This is a genomic window from Bacteroidales bacterium, assembly GCA_016709865.1.
In the GTDB taxonomy this organism is placed as follows: Bacteria; Bacteroidota; Bacteroidia; order Bacteroidales; family VadinHA17; genus LD21.
This window is the reverse complement of sequence record JADJLX010000003.1, coordinates 512,109-532,134: the sequence shown is the minus strand read 5'-3', so window position 1 is coordinate 532,134 and position 20,026 is coordinate 512,109. Positions and strand designations below refer to the sequence as shown.

General features: G+C 41.5%; 8 protein-coding genes. All 8 read right to left on the bottom strand.

The window, feature by feature from the left end; translation table 11 throughout:
• Positions 1–70: 70 nt before the first annotated feature.
• On the bottom strand, positions 71–1,378 hold the full coding sequence (locus IPJ16_07755; GenBank protein MBK7627086.1) for a hypothetical protein: 1,308 nt from the start codon (positions 1,376–1,378) through the stop codon (positions 71–73).
• Between the two features lie 79 nt (positions 1,379–1,457).
• The gene (locus tag IPJ16_07750; protein MBK7627085.1) at positions 1,458–2,390 is read right to left on the bottom strand and encodes a DUF1735 domain-containing protein; all 933 of its coding nucleotides are present in this window, start codon (positions 2,388–2,390) and stop codon (positions 1,458–1,460) included.
• A gap of 41 nt (positions 2,391–2,431) precedes the next feature.
• Positions 2,432–3,934, bottom strand: a complete 1,503-nt coding sequence (locus IPJ16_07745) for a SusD/RagB family nutrient-binding outer membrane lipoprotein (protein MBK7627084.1) — start codon at positions 3,932–3,934, stop codon at positions 2,432–2,434.
• A 19-nt stretch (positions 3,935–3,953) separates the two neighbouring features.
• The gene (locus tag IPJ16_07740) at positions 3,954–7,136 is read right to left on the bottom strand and encodes a SusC/RagA family TonB-linked outer membrane protein (GenBank protein MBK7627083.1); all 3,183 of its coding nucleotides are present in this window, start codon (positions 7,134–7,136) and stop codon (positions 3,954–3,956) included.
• Positions 7,137–7,366: 230 nt separating this feature from the next.
• Positions 7,367–8,740, bottom strand: a complete 1,374-nt coding sequence (locus tag IPJ16_07735; GenBank protein ID MBK7627082.1) for a dipeptidase — start codon at positions 8,738–8,740, stop codon at positions 7,367–7,369.
• A 136-nt stretch (positions 8,741–8,876) separates the two neighbouring features.
• Entirely contained in the window at positions 8,877–9,461 is a 585-nt protein-coding gene (locus IPJ16_07730; GenBank protein MBK7627081.1) for a DUF3109 family protein, read from the bottom strand.
• A 132-nt stretch (positions 9,462–9,593) separates the two neighbouring features.
• Complete coding sequence (locus IPJ16_07725) at positions 9,594–11,114, bottom strand: 2,3-bisphosphoglycerate-independent phosphoglycerate mutase (protein ID MBK7627080.1); 1,521 nt, start codon at positions 11,112–11,114, stop codon at positions 9,594–9,596.
• A 187-nt stretch (positions 11,115–11,301) separates the two neighbouring features.
• On the bottom strand, positions 11,302–19,977 hold the full coding sequence (locus tag IPJ16_07720) for a T9SS type A sorting domain-containing protein (protein ID MBK7627079.1): 8,676 nt from the start codon (positions 19,975–19,977) through the stop codon (positions 11,302–11,304).
• Positions 19,978–20,026 lie beyond the last annotated feature (49 nt).

The following is a 20,026-nucleotide window of genomic DNA, read 5'->3' as shown; positions in this document are numbered from 1 at the left end:
TGAAATTAAAAAACCGCCTCAGTTTCCTGAGACGGTTTTTAAAATGCATACTATAATTTCTTAGAAATTTCTAGTGTTTTACTGGTTTTGAAAAAGGGATATTTAAATTAAAAGCTGATTTAGAAGCTCCCTTCTTTAATCCTGCTGGATCCAAGGTCAATTCAGCCTCGAATTTATTGGTAGCCATATAACCTTCATCAAACATCCACTGTGCCCAATCATCAGTACCCTGAATAAGAGTATACTGAATGGTCATTTTTGGATATGCACCTGAAGCGTCATAAGTACCAGTTCCAACAATATTATAAGGAGTCTGAACAGCTCCGTTGTATTTTGTTGTACAATAATACTGAAGAGGAATTGTTACTACTCCTGTGTTAGGATTAATTGTGATACTTGCTGAACCACCCTTAACAATTACTTCACCCCAGAATTCAGTCATCCAACCATTTACAAGACCTTTGATCTGTAATGAACAGCCCTGGTATGTTTCAACTTCGCTGTCATAATCAACATCTGCCTTGTCTACACCATACCAAACACCAGAGTAAACACTTACAGGTTTTGATACTTCTTTTGTAAAGGTGTATGATGTTCCGGTTTTAGTAACATAACCAAGGTATACTCTATAAGAGGAGCATACAAACTGATTTGTCATTACAGCTGGAAAACTATACGTCAGCTCCTGAACACCTCTTTGTGAGAAGGCCAGATCAATGTCTATGTCAAGAGGAGAATTAAAGTCACCTGCGTCAATAGTTGAAGTAAGGTCAACTGCTATGTAATATTTACCGTCTACTAATGAGTTAAAACCTGCATAGGTCTCATAACCGGTTGTATTAATTGCGGTAACAGCAGCAGTAGTTTTATCTGCCTTAAGAATTCTTAGGCGTAGGTTAGCTGCTGCAAGAGGATCAACTTCCATTCCAATTACATCAAGTGCATTGGTTTCCCAGGAAAGATCCATGTGCATAGCTGCAGCAGGATTAACAACCTCAAAACTCCATGTTGGACTGGTTGTAATAACACCTTTAGCATCTACAGTCTCGACTCTCCAGAAGTACTCAGTTCCGGGAGTAACGTTTACTGTTACAGACTGTGTTGTCTGCCCTGTTTTGAATAAATCGGGTTCAGAATTATCTCCGAAATAAACATCCCAGCTTTGTGGATCACCGTCAGAATCAGTAGATTCCCACTTAAGATCAACAGTAGTTCCGGTAACATTTAAAAACCCGCCATCTGCAGGAGCCAGTAGTACCGGGTCAGTAAATGAACCGTATTCGTACACTGGTGATTTCTCATCCTCATTACAGCTCTGCATGGTAAACAAGCCGGTCAAGGAGAGTATCATTACAAAAAATATTAATTTTCTTTTCATATCGAATTTTTTTATTTTCAGTTAATTTTTTTGACTCTCTAATCTTAATAAGATATTAAGAAGTTAAGCCAAAACAAACTTATTTCCTTGTATGTATTTCATACATTATACGATTACCGGCAGAACTTTCATAATAGCAATTCAAAACAAATTTCTTTGTTACTGGATTGTAATAATTAATGTCTGTGCCATTGGCTGGAGGAGCAGGTAAAGCAGTTGCATCACCGGTCCATGTATCCCACATTCCACCTACAACTGCTCCGGTAGCTATGTCGAAAGGTGTTGCAATTACCTTGAAGCAGGTGGTTCCACCAACAACCATGGTATTTGCAGTTACCTCTATTTTAATTCCGTAAGGAGAATAGTTACCAAAACCAACTTTAGTAACTGTTTTGCAATCAACAGTTGAGAATATCTGCTCAGTACCTGCCGCAAGAAATTCGGTTGGATTACCAGGTCTTATACGATATCCTACGGTAGAGTATGTAGCTGCATATGGGTTGTTAATTGGTAAAGCCATTAGCCTTGATCCCTGGTTAAGTGCATCTGCCGGAATTACACCTCCGCTTGCATCTGTAATTGAGATTGGAGCCATGAAGTTATCACATGCATCCAATAAATCGGCATTCCATACCTTTACATGAACATATGCATTTCTAGTGCCTGCTTCAATTGTAACAGTTGGATTTAGTACCTCGATATATGGATATAATTTATATGCGGTACCTTTTGCTGCATTATACCTTGCAAGAGCATCAGGATTAACTGCAATTGTAAGAGTAATATCCTGTGTTGGCGGCTCATCAGATGCAACGTTCACGAGGAATTTGAAGGTAGTAGGAGCTGCAACAGGCTGCAATGCAAAGGCCTGAAAGCCTGCATTCCATACCTCAGCGTACATCTTTCCTTTAAGGTCTGATGTCCAGTCCTCACCAATATCATCTTTCAGGCAGGAACTTAAAACAAGAACTGCAGCCAGAAAGGATGTTATCATGAATATTTTGTTTCTCATATTCTTTTTTTTTAATTGTTATTAATTTATGGCAATTGTTCTTAACGGTTCTGCCAGAAAATTTTTGTTGTAAACAAATTAATGTCTCCCTGAGCAAGCACATTGTCATTGTTAGTGCTTATTTCAGTCTGAGGATAAAGCAGACGTACCGGAGGAGTTGCATTAAGTTTTGCAGGATCCGCTGACCAGTGAATAAAATCGGGATATCCGGTTCTTCTGTAGTCTGTCCAGATAGCCATAGGGCTTATGCCATTCAGAGCACACCATTTCTGAGTTATAATTGTCTGAACTTTATTAGTGGCAACATCAAAGTTAACAAGAGCTTTCCCTCCCTGTGTAAGATAAGCCTGAGCTGCAAGTGCATTCCCTGATGCACCACCCATATAAATTATTGAACGAGTAACTGCACTCTCATATAGTGCTTTTGCATTACCGGTCAGAATTCCTCTCTGAACAGCTTCTGCCTGAAGGAAAAGACTTTCAAAGTCGGTCATAATAGGCGCTGACTGGTTATAAGCCTGCAACATACCTGGTCCAAGTTTTGAAGTAGTAGGAACCGGCTCAAGAACAGTAGCTCCGAAATAGTTACCTTTTACTGTGGTTCCTCCTGCTGTACTCGGCTGGAAGAATCTTAGTTTACGGGGGTCATTGTTAGCTGTAAGGAAATCGCAAGCGTCCTGGTTGGCCACATAGTAACCTAAACCATCTGCCTGATTTGAACCATCCTGCTTGTAGAAAGTCTCCCAAAATGGGTTCATCTTACCAGCTGATTGCACATAACCAGGATTCAGCATTGCTCCGTCTCCTGCTCCGAGATAATCAGCTGAAGTATGAGCAGTGGTGGCAATCGCAGAAGAAATATAACTATCTCTGCCTGCCATTCCTGACTGGTTTACAAGTATTCTGAGTTTGAGTGTATTTGCAAATTTCCACCACATACTCATGTCGCCATGATAAATGATATCATAGTCACCAACCTCTTCTGCATCAGCAGGAGATGAGGCTATGAGTTCCATAGCTGCATCGAGCTGAAGAACCAGATCCTCATAAATAGTCTGCTGGGCATCATACTTAGGCTTAAGAATTCCATCAGCTGTACGAAGAGCCTCAGTATAAGGAACGTTTCCATAAGTATCGACAAGATTCTGATAAAGGAGAACCTTCATAATTTTAGCGATTGCCCTGTAAGGCTTAAGCCTATCAGTTGTGGAATTCTTCTCTATGTAATCGTAGTTCTGAAGATTAACATATGAGTTGTTCCAGTTACCCTGGAAAGAACTGTTCAACAGGTTATACTGGGTTAAAGCAACCGGCTGAGAGTATCCGCCGCTAACTGACATCAGGCCATGCCACATATACACGAAAGAATAGTTGCCAGGAAGAGTCATAATACGCGAAGTCGTATTGAGAGCTGCAGGCAGGATAAGGTTAGCCGGAACAGCAGAAGCCTGATTTGGGTTGAATTCGTTAACTGAAAGAAAATCTTTCCCGCAGGAAGTTCCCAATACAAGCAGTACAGTTAATAATATTAATAATTTCTTCATATCTTTTTAATTTTTCTACTTAGAAAGTAAGTTTAACACTAAACCCGTAAATTCTTGTAGGAGGCGTCTGATCTTCTGTGGTATAACCAACCGCGTTACTGTTACCAGCCCTTGAATTGAACTCAGGATCTGTCCACATATTAGATCTGGGACGAAGCATAATCAGGTTTCTTCCAACAATTCCCACTTGGGCTGCCTGAATGACGCCACCAAGAATATTTTTTACAGGAACATCATATGAAAGAGCTACTTCCCTTAATTTCCAGAATGCAGCACTTGTTAAGTATGTGCTCTGTACGTTATGATAGTCAGACGATACCCATAATGCACGTGATGCATTACGTGTAATAACATTTGTATTCTCAACATATACCGGAGCAGCAGCTGTACCTGTATTTATTACTGAATTGGGAATAACAAAATTCTGACGACCGTTCTGGGCTGAGTGCCATGATGTACCGGTAAAATCGAGTGCATTACCAACTGCATTCTCAATAACGTTTCCGCCTCTGTAATCAGCCACAATATTCAGGCTTAAACCCTTAAAGTTGAGTGTATTAACAATACCGAGGATGTGATTCGGGTTACCATGTCCCATGTGTTTGAGGGCAGGGTCTTTAATCGGATAGCCTGTAAGTGCATCAACAATTATACGTCCCTGTGGATCTCTTTTAACATCTGTAACTTTAATAGCAGGGAACTGTTCACCTACTATTGCATAAGATACGTCCTCAATAGGCAATTCATTCAAACCTTCAAGGATTGATAATACCTCACTTGTATTGTATGCATAACTGATCGTCATATTCCAGTCAAGGTCACCAAGGCTAAGTACCGGGGTGAGTTTGAAGTCTGTTTCAATACCCTGTGTCTGAAGCTCGCCGGCATTGATATACGCACTAGCATAACCTGTTGCTAATGAGATAGTTGCAGGAATTGTCTGATCTTTTGTGTTTGACTGATAAGCATTAACTTCGAGATGAAATCTATTCCTGATGAAGCTTAATTCAAAACCTGCTTCAATCTCCTGTGTAAGTTCAGGCTTCAGAAGTGGATTGCTCAATGTTGTGCTTAGTAAGAATCCGGCAGTTGATCCGTATGGGAAGCCAGCTCCCGGGTTGAATGAAGGTAAAGTTGCATACCAGTTATCAAGAGCAATCTGACCGGTTTGTGACCAACTGGCACGGACCTTTGCGAAACTCAGGAAAGAATTGTCCTTAAGAGCCGGGATAGCTTCTGAAAGAACCAAACTACCGTCAACACCCGGGTAGAAGAATGAACGGTTCTCTTTTGTTAACCTTGAATCCCAATCGTTACGGGCTGAAGCGTGTATGAATGCGAAGTCTTTGTAACCAAGAGTAAGGTCAGCAAACAGACCCATTGAATTACGCTCTCTCATCACTTCTCCAACTCCAGCTTCTCCCAGACGGTTTGCCACGTTGTAGAGTAATGGTATAACAAGTGAATTATTAGCAACACCAACAGCTCTGTATTTATTTGAGTACATTGAATTACCAATAATCATTTTGCCATCAAAATCACCGATCTTCTTGTTCAACTGAACAAGCAGGTCACCGGTAAGAATGAAACTTGACCTTAATTCGTCAGCAGAGACTCCTACGAATGGTGATCCTGTTGCATTATGACCAGCTTCCCATGGGTCGTGTGCCATATATGTATTATATGTAACTCCATTCCTGTATGAATTTATCGCTCTAGACTCGTAAGTCAAACCAGCACGGTATGAAATGTCGATCCAGGGAGCAGGGTTAACAGAAATCAAAGCAGATCCAAGAACGTTTTCTTTTCTTGTCTTGTTCCTTGAGTTATTAAGCTGCCAGTAAGGATTTGGATAATAAGCATTAAAATAACCATTGTGGTTAGCAAACTTATTATTCTCGATATCTTTGTAATTCGTAAGATCAACCTCAGCAGGTGTATTAAGTACGTTCCAGTAAACCGGTCTGCCCTGGAAAGGCTCACCACCTGAAACATCAGTATTTGTCTGAGTAAAACCGAGGGTATAATCAGCATGGAAGATACCTGAAGTTCTTGAACCTGCCATACGTACACCGGTTCTCCTGTTCTTATCATTAGGAATTGTTCCTGTTGTATTAACATCCTGAGCAGACAGGTAAAAACTGTTCTCTTCATTTCCAACAGAGTATGACACATCGTTCTGAAGCGAAATACCTGTATCGAAGAATTTCTTCTTACCATCTTTAACAGCACTGTAAGGTATCATCTGGTATGAACCGTCAACAAGCCTTCCACCTAAGATAACCATGTCACCATTGAATTCAGGGCCGTAGCTCTGGTTTTCGTATGATGTACGAGGGTCGGTGTTTCTGTCAGGACCTACCCAGAATGTGTAGTTAGGATCTGAGTTAACTGTATCTTCACCTGAACCAGCACCAAAACGTTCCTGTAATTTAGGCATGTAGGAGACAGTTTCGAATGTTGTGGTATTGCTAATCTTAATCACAGGCTTGTTTCCACCACCCCTTTTTGTTGTAACGACCAGAACACCGTTTGAAGCATCGTTACCATAAAGAGCAGCAGCACTCGCGCCTTTCAGTACGTTAACATTGCCAATGTCGTTCGGGTTGATTGAGTTAAGGAAATCAGCACTTACCGGAACACCATCCAGAACTATCAAAGCCTGGTTGCTTGCCAGAAAGTGGCGGTTTCCTCTTAAGGTGATCCTTGTGTCAGGATTAACTCCATTGTTAACAGTATTGATCTGTAATCCGGAGACTTTTGCAGTCATACCATTAACAACGTTACTAACACCACCCTGAGTTAACTGTTTATCAGATACCTGAGCAGTTGCAACTCCAAGCTCTTTGGCTTGTCTTTTAATACCGAAAGCTGTAACAACAACTTCATTTAGACCCAAAAGATCGGGTTCCATAACAACATCAATTACTTTGCGGCCGGCAATTTCAACTTCCTGTTTTTTCATCCCGATATAGGAGAAAACAAGAGTTGTTCCAGTCTGCGGTGCTGTAATTGAATACTTTCCATCTACGCCTGTTATAGCGCCAACAGTTGTACCTTGTACAGTAACCGTTACACCAGGAATTGCACCTTCCCCTTCAACAGAAGAGGTAACCGTACCTGTAATGACTATTGTCTGTGCCAATAGAGTGTAGCCACCTATAAACACAAACAAAACAATCAGCAGAAATAGTTTCTTCATACAAATTAGTTTTAGGTTTTAATTTAACCTGCCAAATATAGGGGATGTTTATTAATTATCCAAACTAAACAAATATATTTTATATTGATAATATTTAGCATCTAAACACGTAGAGACGCAATGCATTGCGTCTCTCTCATTATATAATGATACCAATTATGATACCAAATTGTTATAACAAAAGAGACGCATAGCAATGCGTCTCTACAGAAATAAATTGAGGCTTGTATCTATTTGTTTATCAGCATTTTAAAATGTCGGAAAAACAATGGGATAGTTTCAATACCTTTTAGAAAATTATATACCGGATAGTTTTCATTTGGCGAATGGATTGCATCAGAATCTAATCCGAATCCCAGCAGGATGGATTTAATTCCAAGCACTTTTTCAAATGTCGCTACAATAGGAATACTGCCTCCGCTACGTACCGGAATTGGTTTTTTGTTGAACGTCTCTTCAACAGATTTAGTTGCTGCTCTGTATCCCGCGGTCTCAATGGGACTAATATAAGACTCCCCCCCATGAAGATATTCAGCTTTAACAGTAACTCCTGCCGGGGCAATCGACAAAAAATGCTTCTCAAATAATTTAGCAATCTTCTCTGCATTCTGATACGGGACAAGCCTCATCGAAATTTTAGCATACGCTTTTGAAGGGAGAATAGTTTTTGCGCCTTCTCCTGTATATCCTCCCCATATTCCGTTAACATCGAGTGTGGGACGAATCCCGATTCTCTCGAGATCAGAATACCCCGATTCTCCTGTTAATTCTTTAACACTGATCGATTTCATGAAGTTCTCCCTGCTAAAAGGCCTTTTAGCCATCTCACTTCTCTCATCCATACTGCACTCTTTCACATCATCATAAAAGCCCGGAATTGTAATCCGGCCATCCTTATCCTTCAATGAGGAAATCATATCGCAAAGCACGTTACATGGATTGACCACTGCTCCTCCATAAAGGCCAGAATGAAGATCCCGATCGGGTCCCGTTACTTCAACCTGCATATATGAGAGGCCTCTGAGACCTGATGTAATTGAGGGAATTTCCATTGATACCATGGTTGTATCAGAGATAAGGATAATATCTGCAGCGAGCATATCTTTATAAGTTGTGCAGAATTTTTCAAGGTTGACTGATCCGACCTCTTCCTCTCCCTCAACCATGAATTTTATGTTACATGTCAGAGTTCCCGTATTCATCATTAACTCGAAAGCCTTTACATGCATAAAAAGCTGACCCTTGTCGTCATCTGCCCCGCGTCCCCATATTTTCCCGTCTTTAATTACCGGTTCAAATGGTTTTGTGTGCCATAACTCAAGAGGCTCAGCCGGCTGAACATCATAGTGGCCGTAAACAAGTACAGTAGGAAGACCGGGAGAAATTATCTTTTCAGCATACAGAACCGGATTCCCGTCGGTAGGATAAATCTCCACTTTATCTGCACCTGCTTTAAGGATAGAATTCTTGAGCCATTCAGCTGCCTTAAGCATATCTGCTTTATTCTCCTCTTTTGCGCTTACTGAAGGAATACGTATAAGTTCAAAAAGTTCCTCAAGGAAGCGGTTCTGATTATCGGCGATGTACTTTTTAATTGTTTCCATACTAATAATTTCTTTGACTGATTTTAACTATTTATAATACCACCAAGACGCTAAGACACCAAGGTTCACCAAGAGCTGTTCCAATAAGGCATAAATTAGTAATCCTTTGTGCCTTGGAGCCCTGGTGGCAAATTTCTTATTCCCTTAGAGTCTTATTTTTTCTTAATTCCTTAGCTGCAATACACAAATCGTTATACATCTCTTCTCCGAATGCCCTTATTAACGGCTCTTTAAGAAACTCATACACATACACGCCTTCTTCAATTCCTGTACTTCGTCCACCTGAGCAGATAGCTATCTCCTGGTAATTTACAGCCCTGAAATCAGAGTAATATTTTACACGGGCAGGAAACAGGTGACACGACAATGGTTTCCGGAAATCAATTTTTCCATCTGCCCATGCCTTCTCAATCCCGCACATATATATTCCGTTATTAATCAGTGTATAAGCGCACTCTTCATTTGCGATCAGGGGTGTAACCCTTTCATTTTCGAAATCGGTTATGCTTTTACCCTGTTTTTCAATTTCTGCTATTCCCTCAGGTCGCAGATATGGCTTAACCTCAGTCCAGATTTCTTCAAGAATATGTGCTTCTGAAGCACTTAGAGGTGCTCCTGAATCGCCGTACCTGCAGCAGTTGCCAAGACACAACGGAAGGTTACACCTGAATTTCTTTTCAAGTATGTCGAAACTGAATATGGTATCGTCGATTCTAAGCATCTTTTCTCTGTTCTTTCCTCTGTGGAACTCTGTGTCAGCCTGAGCTTGTCGAAGGCCTCTGTGGAACTCTGTGTAACTGAAAAAGAACTGTCACAGAGAGACACTGAGGAGACACAGAGAGACACTGAGAAGCTAAACCAATACGTTTCCGGTCATATCCTTCGGTATTGCCACTCCCATTATTGTGAGTAATGTAGGCGCAACGTCCGCAAGGATCCCTTCATTTATCTTTTTATAATGATCGCTGACAAGTATCGATGGAACAGGATTAAGCGAATGAGCTGTATTGGGTGATCCGTCGGGATTCACAGCCATATCTGCATTACCGTGATCCGCAATAATCAGCACATCATATCCATTTCCCTGGGCTGCTTTGATAACTGCACCTGCACATTCATCGACAGTCTTTACAGCCTTCTCAATTGCCTCATAAACACCTGTATGACCAACCATGTCACCATTAGCAAAATTAAGACAGATGAAATCGAACCTGCCGGTTTCAATTTCTTTAATTACTGCATCTTTAACTCCGTATGCGCTCATCTCAGGCTGCAGATCATAGGTTGCTACTTTTGGAGAGGGTATCATAATCCTCTCTTCATTCTGGAACTTTTCTTCCCTTCCGCCGGAGAAAAAGAATGTGACATGAGCATATTTTTCAGTCTCGGCTATTCTGAGCTGATGTTTCCCTGCTGCTGCTAGCACCTCTCCTATTGTATTATCCGCATTTTCTTTGGGATATATAATATGCAGACCTTTGAATGTTGCATCATACGGTGTCATTGTACAATAATAAAGAGGCATTGTTTTCATGCCATTTTCTGGCATATCTTTCTGGGTCAGAGCAATAGTGAGCTCCTTGGCCCTGTCATTCCTGAAATTAATAAATACAATAACATCACCCTCTTTCACATTGCCGATTGCATTTCCGCTCTTGTCAGTTACGACAATCCCCTTCATGAATTCGTCAGTTACACCTGCATCGTATGATTTCTGCATTGCGTCCAGAACATTCTGTGTTTTCTCACCAATACCACTCACAATCAGATCATAAGCCTCTTTGACTCTCTCCCATCTCTTGTCGCGGTCCATCGCATAATATCTGCCGATAAATGATGCTACTCTGCCATTTGATTTCTTAAGATGTTCAACCAGACTTGTCATATATCCGACTCCGCTTCTCGGATCGGTATCCCTTCCATCACCGAAGGCATGAATAAAAACATTTTTCAATCCGTAATCCATTGTCATATCGCAAAGATAGTAGAGGTGTTTATCCAGAGAATGAACTCCGCCATCTGACATAAGTCCAAGAAAATGAACTTGTTTATTCTTATCACGTGCGTAAGAAAATGCATCAACAAGAACTTTATTCTTCTTTATCTCTCCTGTTTTACACTCTTTGTTAATCTTAACGAGATCCTGATAGATTACCCTGCCGGCACCAATGTTAAGGTGACCAACCTCTGAATTACCCATCTGACCATCGGGCAAACCAACATCTTCTCCGGAGGCGTGCAGTCTTGAATTAGGATACTTATTCTTATAATATGTAAGGTTAGGGGTTGGTACCTGGCTTATGACATCTGATTTTGAACCGTCGCCGATTCCCCATCCATCGAGTATCATCAAAAGTGTTTTACTGTTCTTCATATAAAGTATGTAAATAGTTAATTAATAACAAGTGAACCTTATAAGTGGTTCTTGATAGACTGCAAATTTAGCAAAAAATCCTTTGTGTACCTTAGTGATACCTTAGTGCCCCTTTGTGGTAAAATAAAAGCATTAAACCACAAAGGAACACAAAGTATAACACAAAGGACACAAAGGAAATGTGTCTTTAATTCCCTGTAATAATCAGTTTTCTGAATCCGAGATCAACTCCTCCCGAAGAGATCCTGACAAGATAAATACCGGCTTTAAGTCCTATATCTTCAATAAAGAGTTCTGATTCACCTGATGCAACTTTGTAGGTTTTCTTAACAGCACCCTGGAAATCAAATATCTTTATGTCTGTCTCAGCTGCAAGCTTATCACTAAACTCAATTCTTAACTTATCAGAAGCTGGATTGGGATATAAACCAAAAGTAATAATCTCTGGCAAGATGCTGGACTCTGTTCCTATTGCATTCTCATCAAGATTTAAATTATCAAATACCGATTTCCCGGTTTTTAATGAGCCGGAAGCTACCTGGTAAACCTCCTTGGTCTGACTGTTCTGAACAAAGGCAATAACCTCTATATCAGAGTTGTTCTTTATATTTTCTATAACCCAGGTTTTCTCAGGAATAGCAAAAGATTCTCCTTTGGTCCAGGTCTTTTTAAGATCTATTCCTCCCGCATCAGGAATGAATTTCCTGAATACATTCTTAAAGTTCACCTCACCAAGAGCAGCAGGTTTGTCACTTATAGCTTCTTTTTCGGTTACGGCCAGGTAAAGTATCAGATTATCTGACGTAAATGCATTTAAAGCAGTAACTGTACTATTAACTGTCAGGACTCCGCCGGTAATCTTTGGTGTGATAGTTAAAGAAAATTTCGAGTCCAGAAGTGACCTTCTTGAGAGATCATTACTATCAAGCGGTTCAGCTTTATAATCAGAAAGTGATGCATAGAGGTCATTACTGTATCCGCCGTCGATTAATGAATACGGCACTTTTGATAATCCATATGAGAATATTCTTGCACTGGCATCACCAGGATTGACCAGGTAGAACGGATCATCATCAGGGAAATTAGTATGATACTGGATATTTATCACATCCTTATCTCTGACTTTTATTATTTTATTGACAAATGCAGTAGCTTCACTTCCCTTTTTAGAGAAAGTATTAGTAAAATGCTCAAGTAATACTTTTCTGGTCCGTTCTCCAATCCAGATATCATCGAAAGCAATACCTTCCTTGTCGAGAGAATTACCATCTGAACCATAAGCAAGCCTGAACTTCACATTTTTCTTGCCTTTCAGTTCATCCAGGGCGTGACTGGATGGTACATAATCAACGTCAGCAGCTTCTTCACTTAAAGTTGTCCACCCTATCTTGTCACCACCAGGCTTACCATTAATAAGAGTTGAGTTATACCAGTTAATACCATCCTCAAGGGTTCCGACATACTTCCAGTCAGATCCTTCTGTCTTATACTGCAATGCAGCCCCGTTTCGGTTTTTCTCAAATATCTTGAATGCCTGAAGGGTAATCATCGGTCGCTGGATATTTGTAAAATCAAAGCATGGGGAAATAACAGAGGTGGTATCGATTTTACCCTGTTTGTCCGATTCATATCTTGTATACCAGGCAGTTGAGCCTGATTTCGCCTTGTTTATTCTGGTGCGGTCGGGTGTACCAAAACTCCATATTAAATTAGGATCAGAATCATCTTTCCCCCAGCCTGCTTTCCCTGCTTCAAAATTCTGATAATAAAATCCGTCTTTCGGTATGGTAATAGTCGGACGCAGGTATATTTTTCTTGATACTGTGTCTGCACAATTTGCATAACTTGTTCTTACTATATATTTTACGTGGACATAACCGGTATCCTGCATAGTGTATTCAGGATTCAGATCAGAACTAATCAAGCTACCGTTATTAAAATTCCAGGTCCTTGAAATTACAGGGAAGTTCGTAAAAGTTGCATCAGTAAGACTCAGTTTCGCATCTGCAGCAAAGCAATCATTTTTCCATGTGAAATCAGCTATTGGCCTTATTCCCAGGTCGACATTTGAAGTCTTTGTTACATTACAGCCACTCACAGTTCTTACATTCAGTGAAACCGCATGGATTCCTCCGGTTTTATAGAGGAATGCCGGCTCCTTCCTGTTAGATGGCGCTGCTCCCACCTCAGCAAATGTCCATGTCCATTCAAATACCGGATCGGAAGAAACTGTAGTGTTCAAAAAGTAAGTACTGTCTCTGTTAGATTCAATACATACATCCTTTGGCACGAATGCAACCTGTGGAGCAGGAATTATTGAGAATGGCACCGTTGTTGAAGTTGAACAACCTGTCCTGCTGTTTGTGTATTTGTATAAAACAGATGTTGCCCCGGTAGCCTTTGTCGGATCAAGGTAGTTACCTGCAACCGGACCAGTGAATACTCCGCCGGGCATAGATGTAAATAGTTCAAAAGGAGCTCTGTTATCACAAACCTTATCACCTGCAAACAAATTCTGTATCTGCACTACTCCAAGTGAATCGATATTGACAACTTTGGATATCCAGTAATCAACATTATCGAGTTTATATGAAAATGTAAGTGTATCAAGACCCTGGCCAGCCGCTTTGACGCTGTAATTTGCATCTGTGGCACCAACAATATGATCAATTGAATTTCTGGTGTTTACAAAGCTGTTGACAGTCATCCCGGCTGGCAATCCTGTAACTTTAACATTAAAAGTTGTATCTCTGTAACAAATGATTGCAGGAATGTCGGTGAATGTACCCTGGGCTGTTTTTACAGTAGTTTTAATATTCAGGTCATCGACACATCCTTTTGTATCAGTAATACGGTAATTTATGGTATGCTCACCGAGTCCGGCTATATCAGGATAAAGTTTATCACCTGAGACACCATTTCCGGAGAAAGTTCCCGGTGACTGTACCGGAACAAGAGTGGCAGCTCCTCCGTCAATATTATAGAAAGGAGCAATTGTAAATGACGGATCAGGCAATGGGTTAACAGTAACGCTTTTGTTTATTACAATACTCTTGCATCCGAGAGGAGAAGTGTACTGGTAACTCAGGGGATAGGTAGGACCGGCTGGTACAAGTGCAACATTAACAGAAGCAGATGTGGCAGCAAGATCTGAAAGCAGGCTGCTTGTCCATGCCCCTGTTCCTCCCGAAGGATAAGTACCTGTAACCGAAATATTTACCTTAGGTGTTTCTGCGCAATACTCATTACCAAGATTGATTATCTGAAGACCTGTACCCACTGAATCGACAACAAATGATTTGCTTATCTGATATACAATTCCTCTGGAATCTTTATATCTGAAATTCAAATAGTCTTTATTGTTTCCCGGCCTCATCTTACGTGGATCAACAGTAACAGTCCATGCAGTTGAACCAACAATAGCATCGGCATCTGTATGTGTAAAGCCCAGACTTGTTAATCCGGTAAGTAATCCAGTAATAACTATCTCATCAGGATCATCAGTCTGGCAATATACATCCTTGAAACTGCTGAATTCTGTTGTATTTGTCACAACATTTACGGCTTTCCATACAGACTGAGAGCAGGATGTGGAAGAATTTACAATATTGAGCAGATACTGAATTGAATATGGACTGCCGCCAATTCCAACTGTGCTGGGAGAGAATATTCCATTTGTAACACCCGGACCTGAGAAGATTCCTCCGGTTGGAGATGCAGTCAAAGGAACCGTGCTAACAGCAACGCTATAATCGGTTGGCACAAGCGGCATTTTTGCCATCGGATTGCTTGTAGCCGGTGTACCTGTTACAGGCACAACATTAGATGAAACCGGAGTTACCTCAAATGTAATGTCTTCATCATTATCGATGTCTGATGCAAGTAACGTATATTGTGTACCTGTTGCTGAAGGAATTACAACGCCGTCTTTGTACCACTTATAAGTTGAAGTGCCTTCGGGTTTGGAGTGGGTGTATCTGTACTTCCCTTTAAGTATGTTCCCTGCAGTTCTTACTCCTTCTATACATACCTGATCAGCAACGGGTATCTCTGACAGATTCTCGACAGGAATAGTTGGAGAGCTGACAACCGGGGTACCGGTATTTGGAAATCCTGCTGAAGTTTTAGGCGTCACTTCGAAAGTAATAGATTTGTTCTGATCGGCACCAGTAAGTAAATAGGTATTCAGTACTTCTCCGGAAATCTCGGTTCCGTCTCTGAACCATTTGAATGTGCTTATGCTTGAACCGCCACCACCGCCATCTGAATAGGAATATCCTCCTGTCAGAGTATTCCCTATTGCCGGAGTCCCTGAAATAGTTACACTGCTTACAGATGGAAGCGGATTTACGGTAACACTTGCGGGTGTCGGAGCTAATGCGGTGCAATTATTTGTGTTGGTATATTTTACGCTAACATTCTGTGTCCCGGTAGTATTCCATGATACTGTGACTGTATTACTACCCGATGTCCCACCTGCAGTAACTAAACCACCTGACGAAACAGACCAGATATAAGTGTTCATACCGGCCTCTGTAGAGTACAGGTTGCCGGTGGATGTGACTCGGGCAGTCAGAGGACCAGCCAGTCCCGGAAGCGGCAGCGGATTTACAGTTACTATTATACTGTATGGAGCACCTGTGCATGAACCTGTTATGGAAACGGGAGTAACCAGATACTCTACTGTTCCTGCAACAGTATTGCTTGGATTGGTGAGAACCTGGCTGATTGTGCTTCCTGATCCAGCAGATGAGCCACTTATGCTTCCTGTTACAGAGCCAACAGTCCATGAGAATGTGCTCTGAGTACTGGCAGTTAATAAAATATTCGGTGCTGTGCCGCTGCAGGTACTTTTAGTTGCTGCAGTGGTCACTACCGGAGTCGGATTAACAGTAACTACTATACTGTATGTATTCCCCACGCATGTTCCTGTGGTGGAGGTTGGTACAATAAGATATTGCAGGGTTCCGGCTGTTGAATTGCCAGGATTTGTAAGAACCTGGTTAATAGTATTGCCAAACCCGGCAGATGCACCGGTAATACCTCCGGAATTTGCACCTACTGTCCATGTAAAGCTACCCGGAACACTGGATGTAAGTGAAATATTTGGTCCTGTACCGCTACATATTGTTGCTGCGGCTGAATTTGTTACTACCGGTGAAGGGTAGACGGTAACAACAATACTATATGGACTGCCTGCGCAGGAACCAGTTGTTGATGTAGGTGTAACAAGATACTCCACTGTACCAGCTGCTGAATTGCTGGCATTGCCTAGAACCTGGTTTATTGTACTTCCCGATCCTGATGTAGCGCCGCTTATACTTCCTGAGATTGCTCCAACAGTCCAGGTAAAACTACTTGCCACACTGGCTGTCAATGCGATATTAGGACTGGTGCCACTGCAGGTACTGGCTGTATTTGCTGTTGTAACAACCGGCAACGGGTGAACAGTAACATTATAAACAGTAGATGAAGTTGCAGCACAACCGCTTGAGTTGGTATAATTAACTGTAATACTCCCTGGATCGGCAGTCCATGTTACAACTGCAACACTGCTGTTATCCCCACCCGAGGTTATTGTACCGCCTGTAATTTCCCAGTCATAGCCTGACATACCTGCCAGGGTTGAATAAACATTACCTGCAGAGTTTATACAGACTGATGCCGGACCACTTATAGCCGGTGTCGGAAGTGCGCTGACAACAGGACTTATTGTAGTAGCCGATGCTGCAGTACATCCACTGGAGTTGGTAAAATTTACGCTTATTGTTTTTGTACTTATAGATGTCCAGGTTACTGTAATAGTATTATCATTAATACCTCCACCGGAAGGTGTTTCACCTCCTGAGAATGTCCATACATAACTATTGGTATTCATCCCTGGTTGTGTCGTATAAACTTCAGTAGAATTTATACAGGGTGTTAGATCACCGGAAAGTGTAGGTATTGTAGCTGTATTGACAATCAGGAGAGTGCTTTGTGTAAAAGTAGCAGAACAGCCGGTATTTTCGTTTGTAATGCCGGTAACTGTAAATGTTTTTCCGTTATTAACAGCATCCAGGTTGTCTGTCTGGAAAGTTGCATTTCCTCCTGTAACGGTAATCCCGGTTTTTGTAACCGGAGTATTTGTACCTATCTGATATGTCACTGCTGAGCTCGTGCCTATTAATCCCGTTAAATTAATCGTTGCTTTTGCGCCAGAACAGATTTGGGATACCTGAGAAACACTTGATAATGTTAACTGAGGGTGAACAGTAATCGTCTGATGTGGAGTTGTTATGGGTCCGCATGAGCTGGTAATATCACACCAGAAATCTGTATTCGCAGTCAGATTACCAGGTGTATATGTAGAGTTAGTCCCAAGAACAGTGCTTCCGGTTGCACTGCTTTTCCATGCATATGAATAAGTTCCGTCTCCGCCGGTTGCTGATGCAGTAATTGCTATAGGAGCAGAATTATAGCAGATTGGGAGGGTTCCTGAATACGAAATACCTGATGTTAAAACATGATGAACATTAATCTTTATATCATTTGATCTGACAGCACTACAGGATCCACTTTTTATTACAGCCCTATACCACATATCTACAGTGTGTACTCCCAATGTAAGTGTAGCGGAAGTAACTCCTAACGAAACCGGAACAGAAAAGCCCTGATCAACAGAACTTTCCCAATCAATGACTGATCCTGTATAACCTGAAACTGTTATTGGCAGAGGTGTAGTGTTATGACAGATAGTCTGAGCAGAGGCAAGTGTTCCACCATCTGAGGCGGGATCAACAATGAATGCTCCGGAAATGGCACTGGTTACATCCGCACCACAACTACTGTGAATTATACAATAATAATAAAGAGTGCCTGCTACTGAAGCTTGAGGTGTATATGTGCTTGTTTGAGCTCCATTTGATGATCCAAGAGAGGTTCCTCCAGTGGTACTGGCACTAGAGTTCTTATACCATTGATATGTTATTGGAGCGGTGCCACTGGCTGTTACTGATATTGAACTAAAGGTTCCGCCTATACACTTTGTCTGAGTAGCTGTAGACTGACCTGATAAGGATGTAGCAGGATTGACTATAAATGCTCCGGATACTGAACTGGTTACATCGGTTCCACAACTACTGTGTACTATACAGTAATAATACAGAGTTCCTGCTACAGTAGTTTGAGGAGTATATGTATCTGTCTGTGCTCCATTGGATGAACCGAGTCCGGTTCCTCCTGTGTTGCTTGCTGTTGTATTAGAGTACCATTGATATGTTACTGGAGCAGTACCGCTGGCTGTTACAGATATTGCACTAAAAGTGCCTCCAATACACTGTGTTTGGGTACCTGTTGATTGACCAGATATTGAGGTACCCGGATTAACAATGAATGCACCGGATACTGTGCTCGTTACATCACTTCCACAATCACTATGAACTACACAATAATAATAAAGGGTGCCAACAGTTGATGCAGACGGAGTATAACTGGCTGAGGTTGCCGGTACAATTAGTGTTCCGCCTGAGTTACTGGATGTGGTATTAGAATACCATTTATAGGTTAGAGTAGCACCAGAGGCTGTAACTGAAATAGAACTAAAAGTTCCTCCGACACACTGTGTTTGTGTACCTGTTGATTGACTGTCTATTGAAGTTACCGGATTGACTATAAATGCACCTGACACCGAGCTTGTTACGTCGGCACCACAACTACTGTGTACTATACAGTAATAATAAAGTGTTCCTGCTGCAGAAGCCTGTGGAGTATATGTATCTGTCTGCGCTCCATTGGATGACCCGAGTCCGGTTCCTCCTGTGTTGCTTGCTGTTGTATTAGAGTACCATTGATATGTTACCGGAGCAGTACCGCTGGCTGTTACTGATATGGAACTAAAAGTGCCTCCTATACACTGTGTTTGCGTACCTGTTGATTGACCAGATATTGAGGTTGACGGATTGACAATAAATGCACCGGATACTGCGCTCGTTACATCACTTCCACAAATACTGTGAACAACACAGTAATAATATAGGGTGCCTGCTGCTGAGGCCTGAGGAGTATAACTGGATGTTTGTGCCCCATTTGAAGCATTGAGCGAAGTACCACCTGAGTTGCTGGCAGTGCTATTGGAATACCATTGATATGTTAAACCACTACCACTGGCAGTAACTGTTATCGGACTGAAGCTTCCTCCGACACACTGTGTTTGTGTACCTGTTGATTGACTGTCTATTGAAGTTACCGGATTTACAATGAATGCTCCGGATACCGCGCTGGTAACATCACTTCCGCAATCACTATGAACCACACAATAGTAATAAAGGGTGCCAGCTGTCGATGCAGATGGAGTATAGCTGGATGAAGTTGCCGGAGCAATTAGTGTTCCGCCTGAGTTACTGGATGTGGTATTAGAGTACCATTGATATGTTAGAGTTCCTGTACCAGAGGCTGTAACTGAAATAGAAGTAAAAGTTCCTCCTGTACACTGTGTTTGTGTGCCTGTTGATTGACCAGAAATTGAGGTAGCCGGATTGACAGTCACTGTTGCAACATTTGATGGGGTTGGTCCACAAGTTGAAGCTCCTGTACCGGTAGCTTCACAATAGTAGTAGTATATACCTGCAGTTGCTGTTGGCACTGAATATGTTGCATTTGTTTCCGTCGGTATCGATGTTCCACCAGTATTTGAAGCTGATGTATTTGAGAACCACTGATAGGTCATGGTAGTTCCTCCTGTAGCAGCAACCGTCAAATTTACTGATACTCCAACACAAACCTGTGTAGAGGTAGCAGGCTGAGTGGTGAAAGTACATTGACCCGCAGCTTTCCCAGCAATCAGCAACAGTGTAAATATTATTACTATCGATTTTGTTTTCATTTTCCTGGTTTTTCAGTTTATCCGCTTACATCACATACTTTCCGGTTTC

Excerpts from the sequence above, each read along its gene's own strand:
- IPJ16_07755 (MBK7627086.1), bottom strand. The coding sequence starts at position 1,378 with ATGAAAAGAAAATTAATATTTTTTGTAATGATACTCTCCTTGACCGGC.
- IPJ16_07750 (MBK7627085.1), bottom strand. The coding sequence starts at position 2,390 with ATGAGAAACAAAATATTCATGATAACATCCTTTCTGGCTGCAGTTCTT.
- IPJ16_07745 (MBK7627084.1), bottom strand. The coding sequence starts at position 3,934 with ATGAAGAAATTATTAATATTATTAACTGTACTGCTTGTATTGGGAACT.
- IPJ16_07740 (MBK7627083.1), bottom strand. The coding sequence starts at position 7,136 with ATGAAGAAACTATTTCTGCTGATTGTTTTGTTTGTGTTTATAGGTGGC.
- IPJ16_07735 (MBK7627082.1), bottom strand. The coding sequence starts at position 8,740 with ATGGAAACAATTAAAAAGTACATCGCCGATAATCAGAACCGCTTCCTT.
- IPJ16_07730 (MBK7627081.1), bottom strand. The coding sequence starts at position 9,461 with ATGCTTAGAATCGACGATACCATATTCAGTTTCGACATACTTGAAAAG.
- IPJ16_07725 (MBK7627080.1), bottom strand. The coding sequence starts at position 11,114 with ATGAAGAACAGTAAAACACTTTTGATGATACTCGATGGATGGGGAATC.
- IPJ16_07720 (MBK7627079.1), bottom strand. The coding sequence starts at position 19,977 with ATGAAAACAAAATCGATAGTAATAATATTTACACTGTTGCTGATTGCT.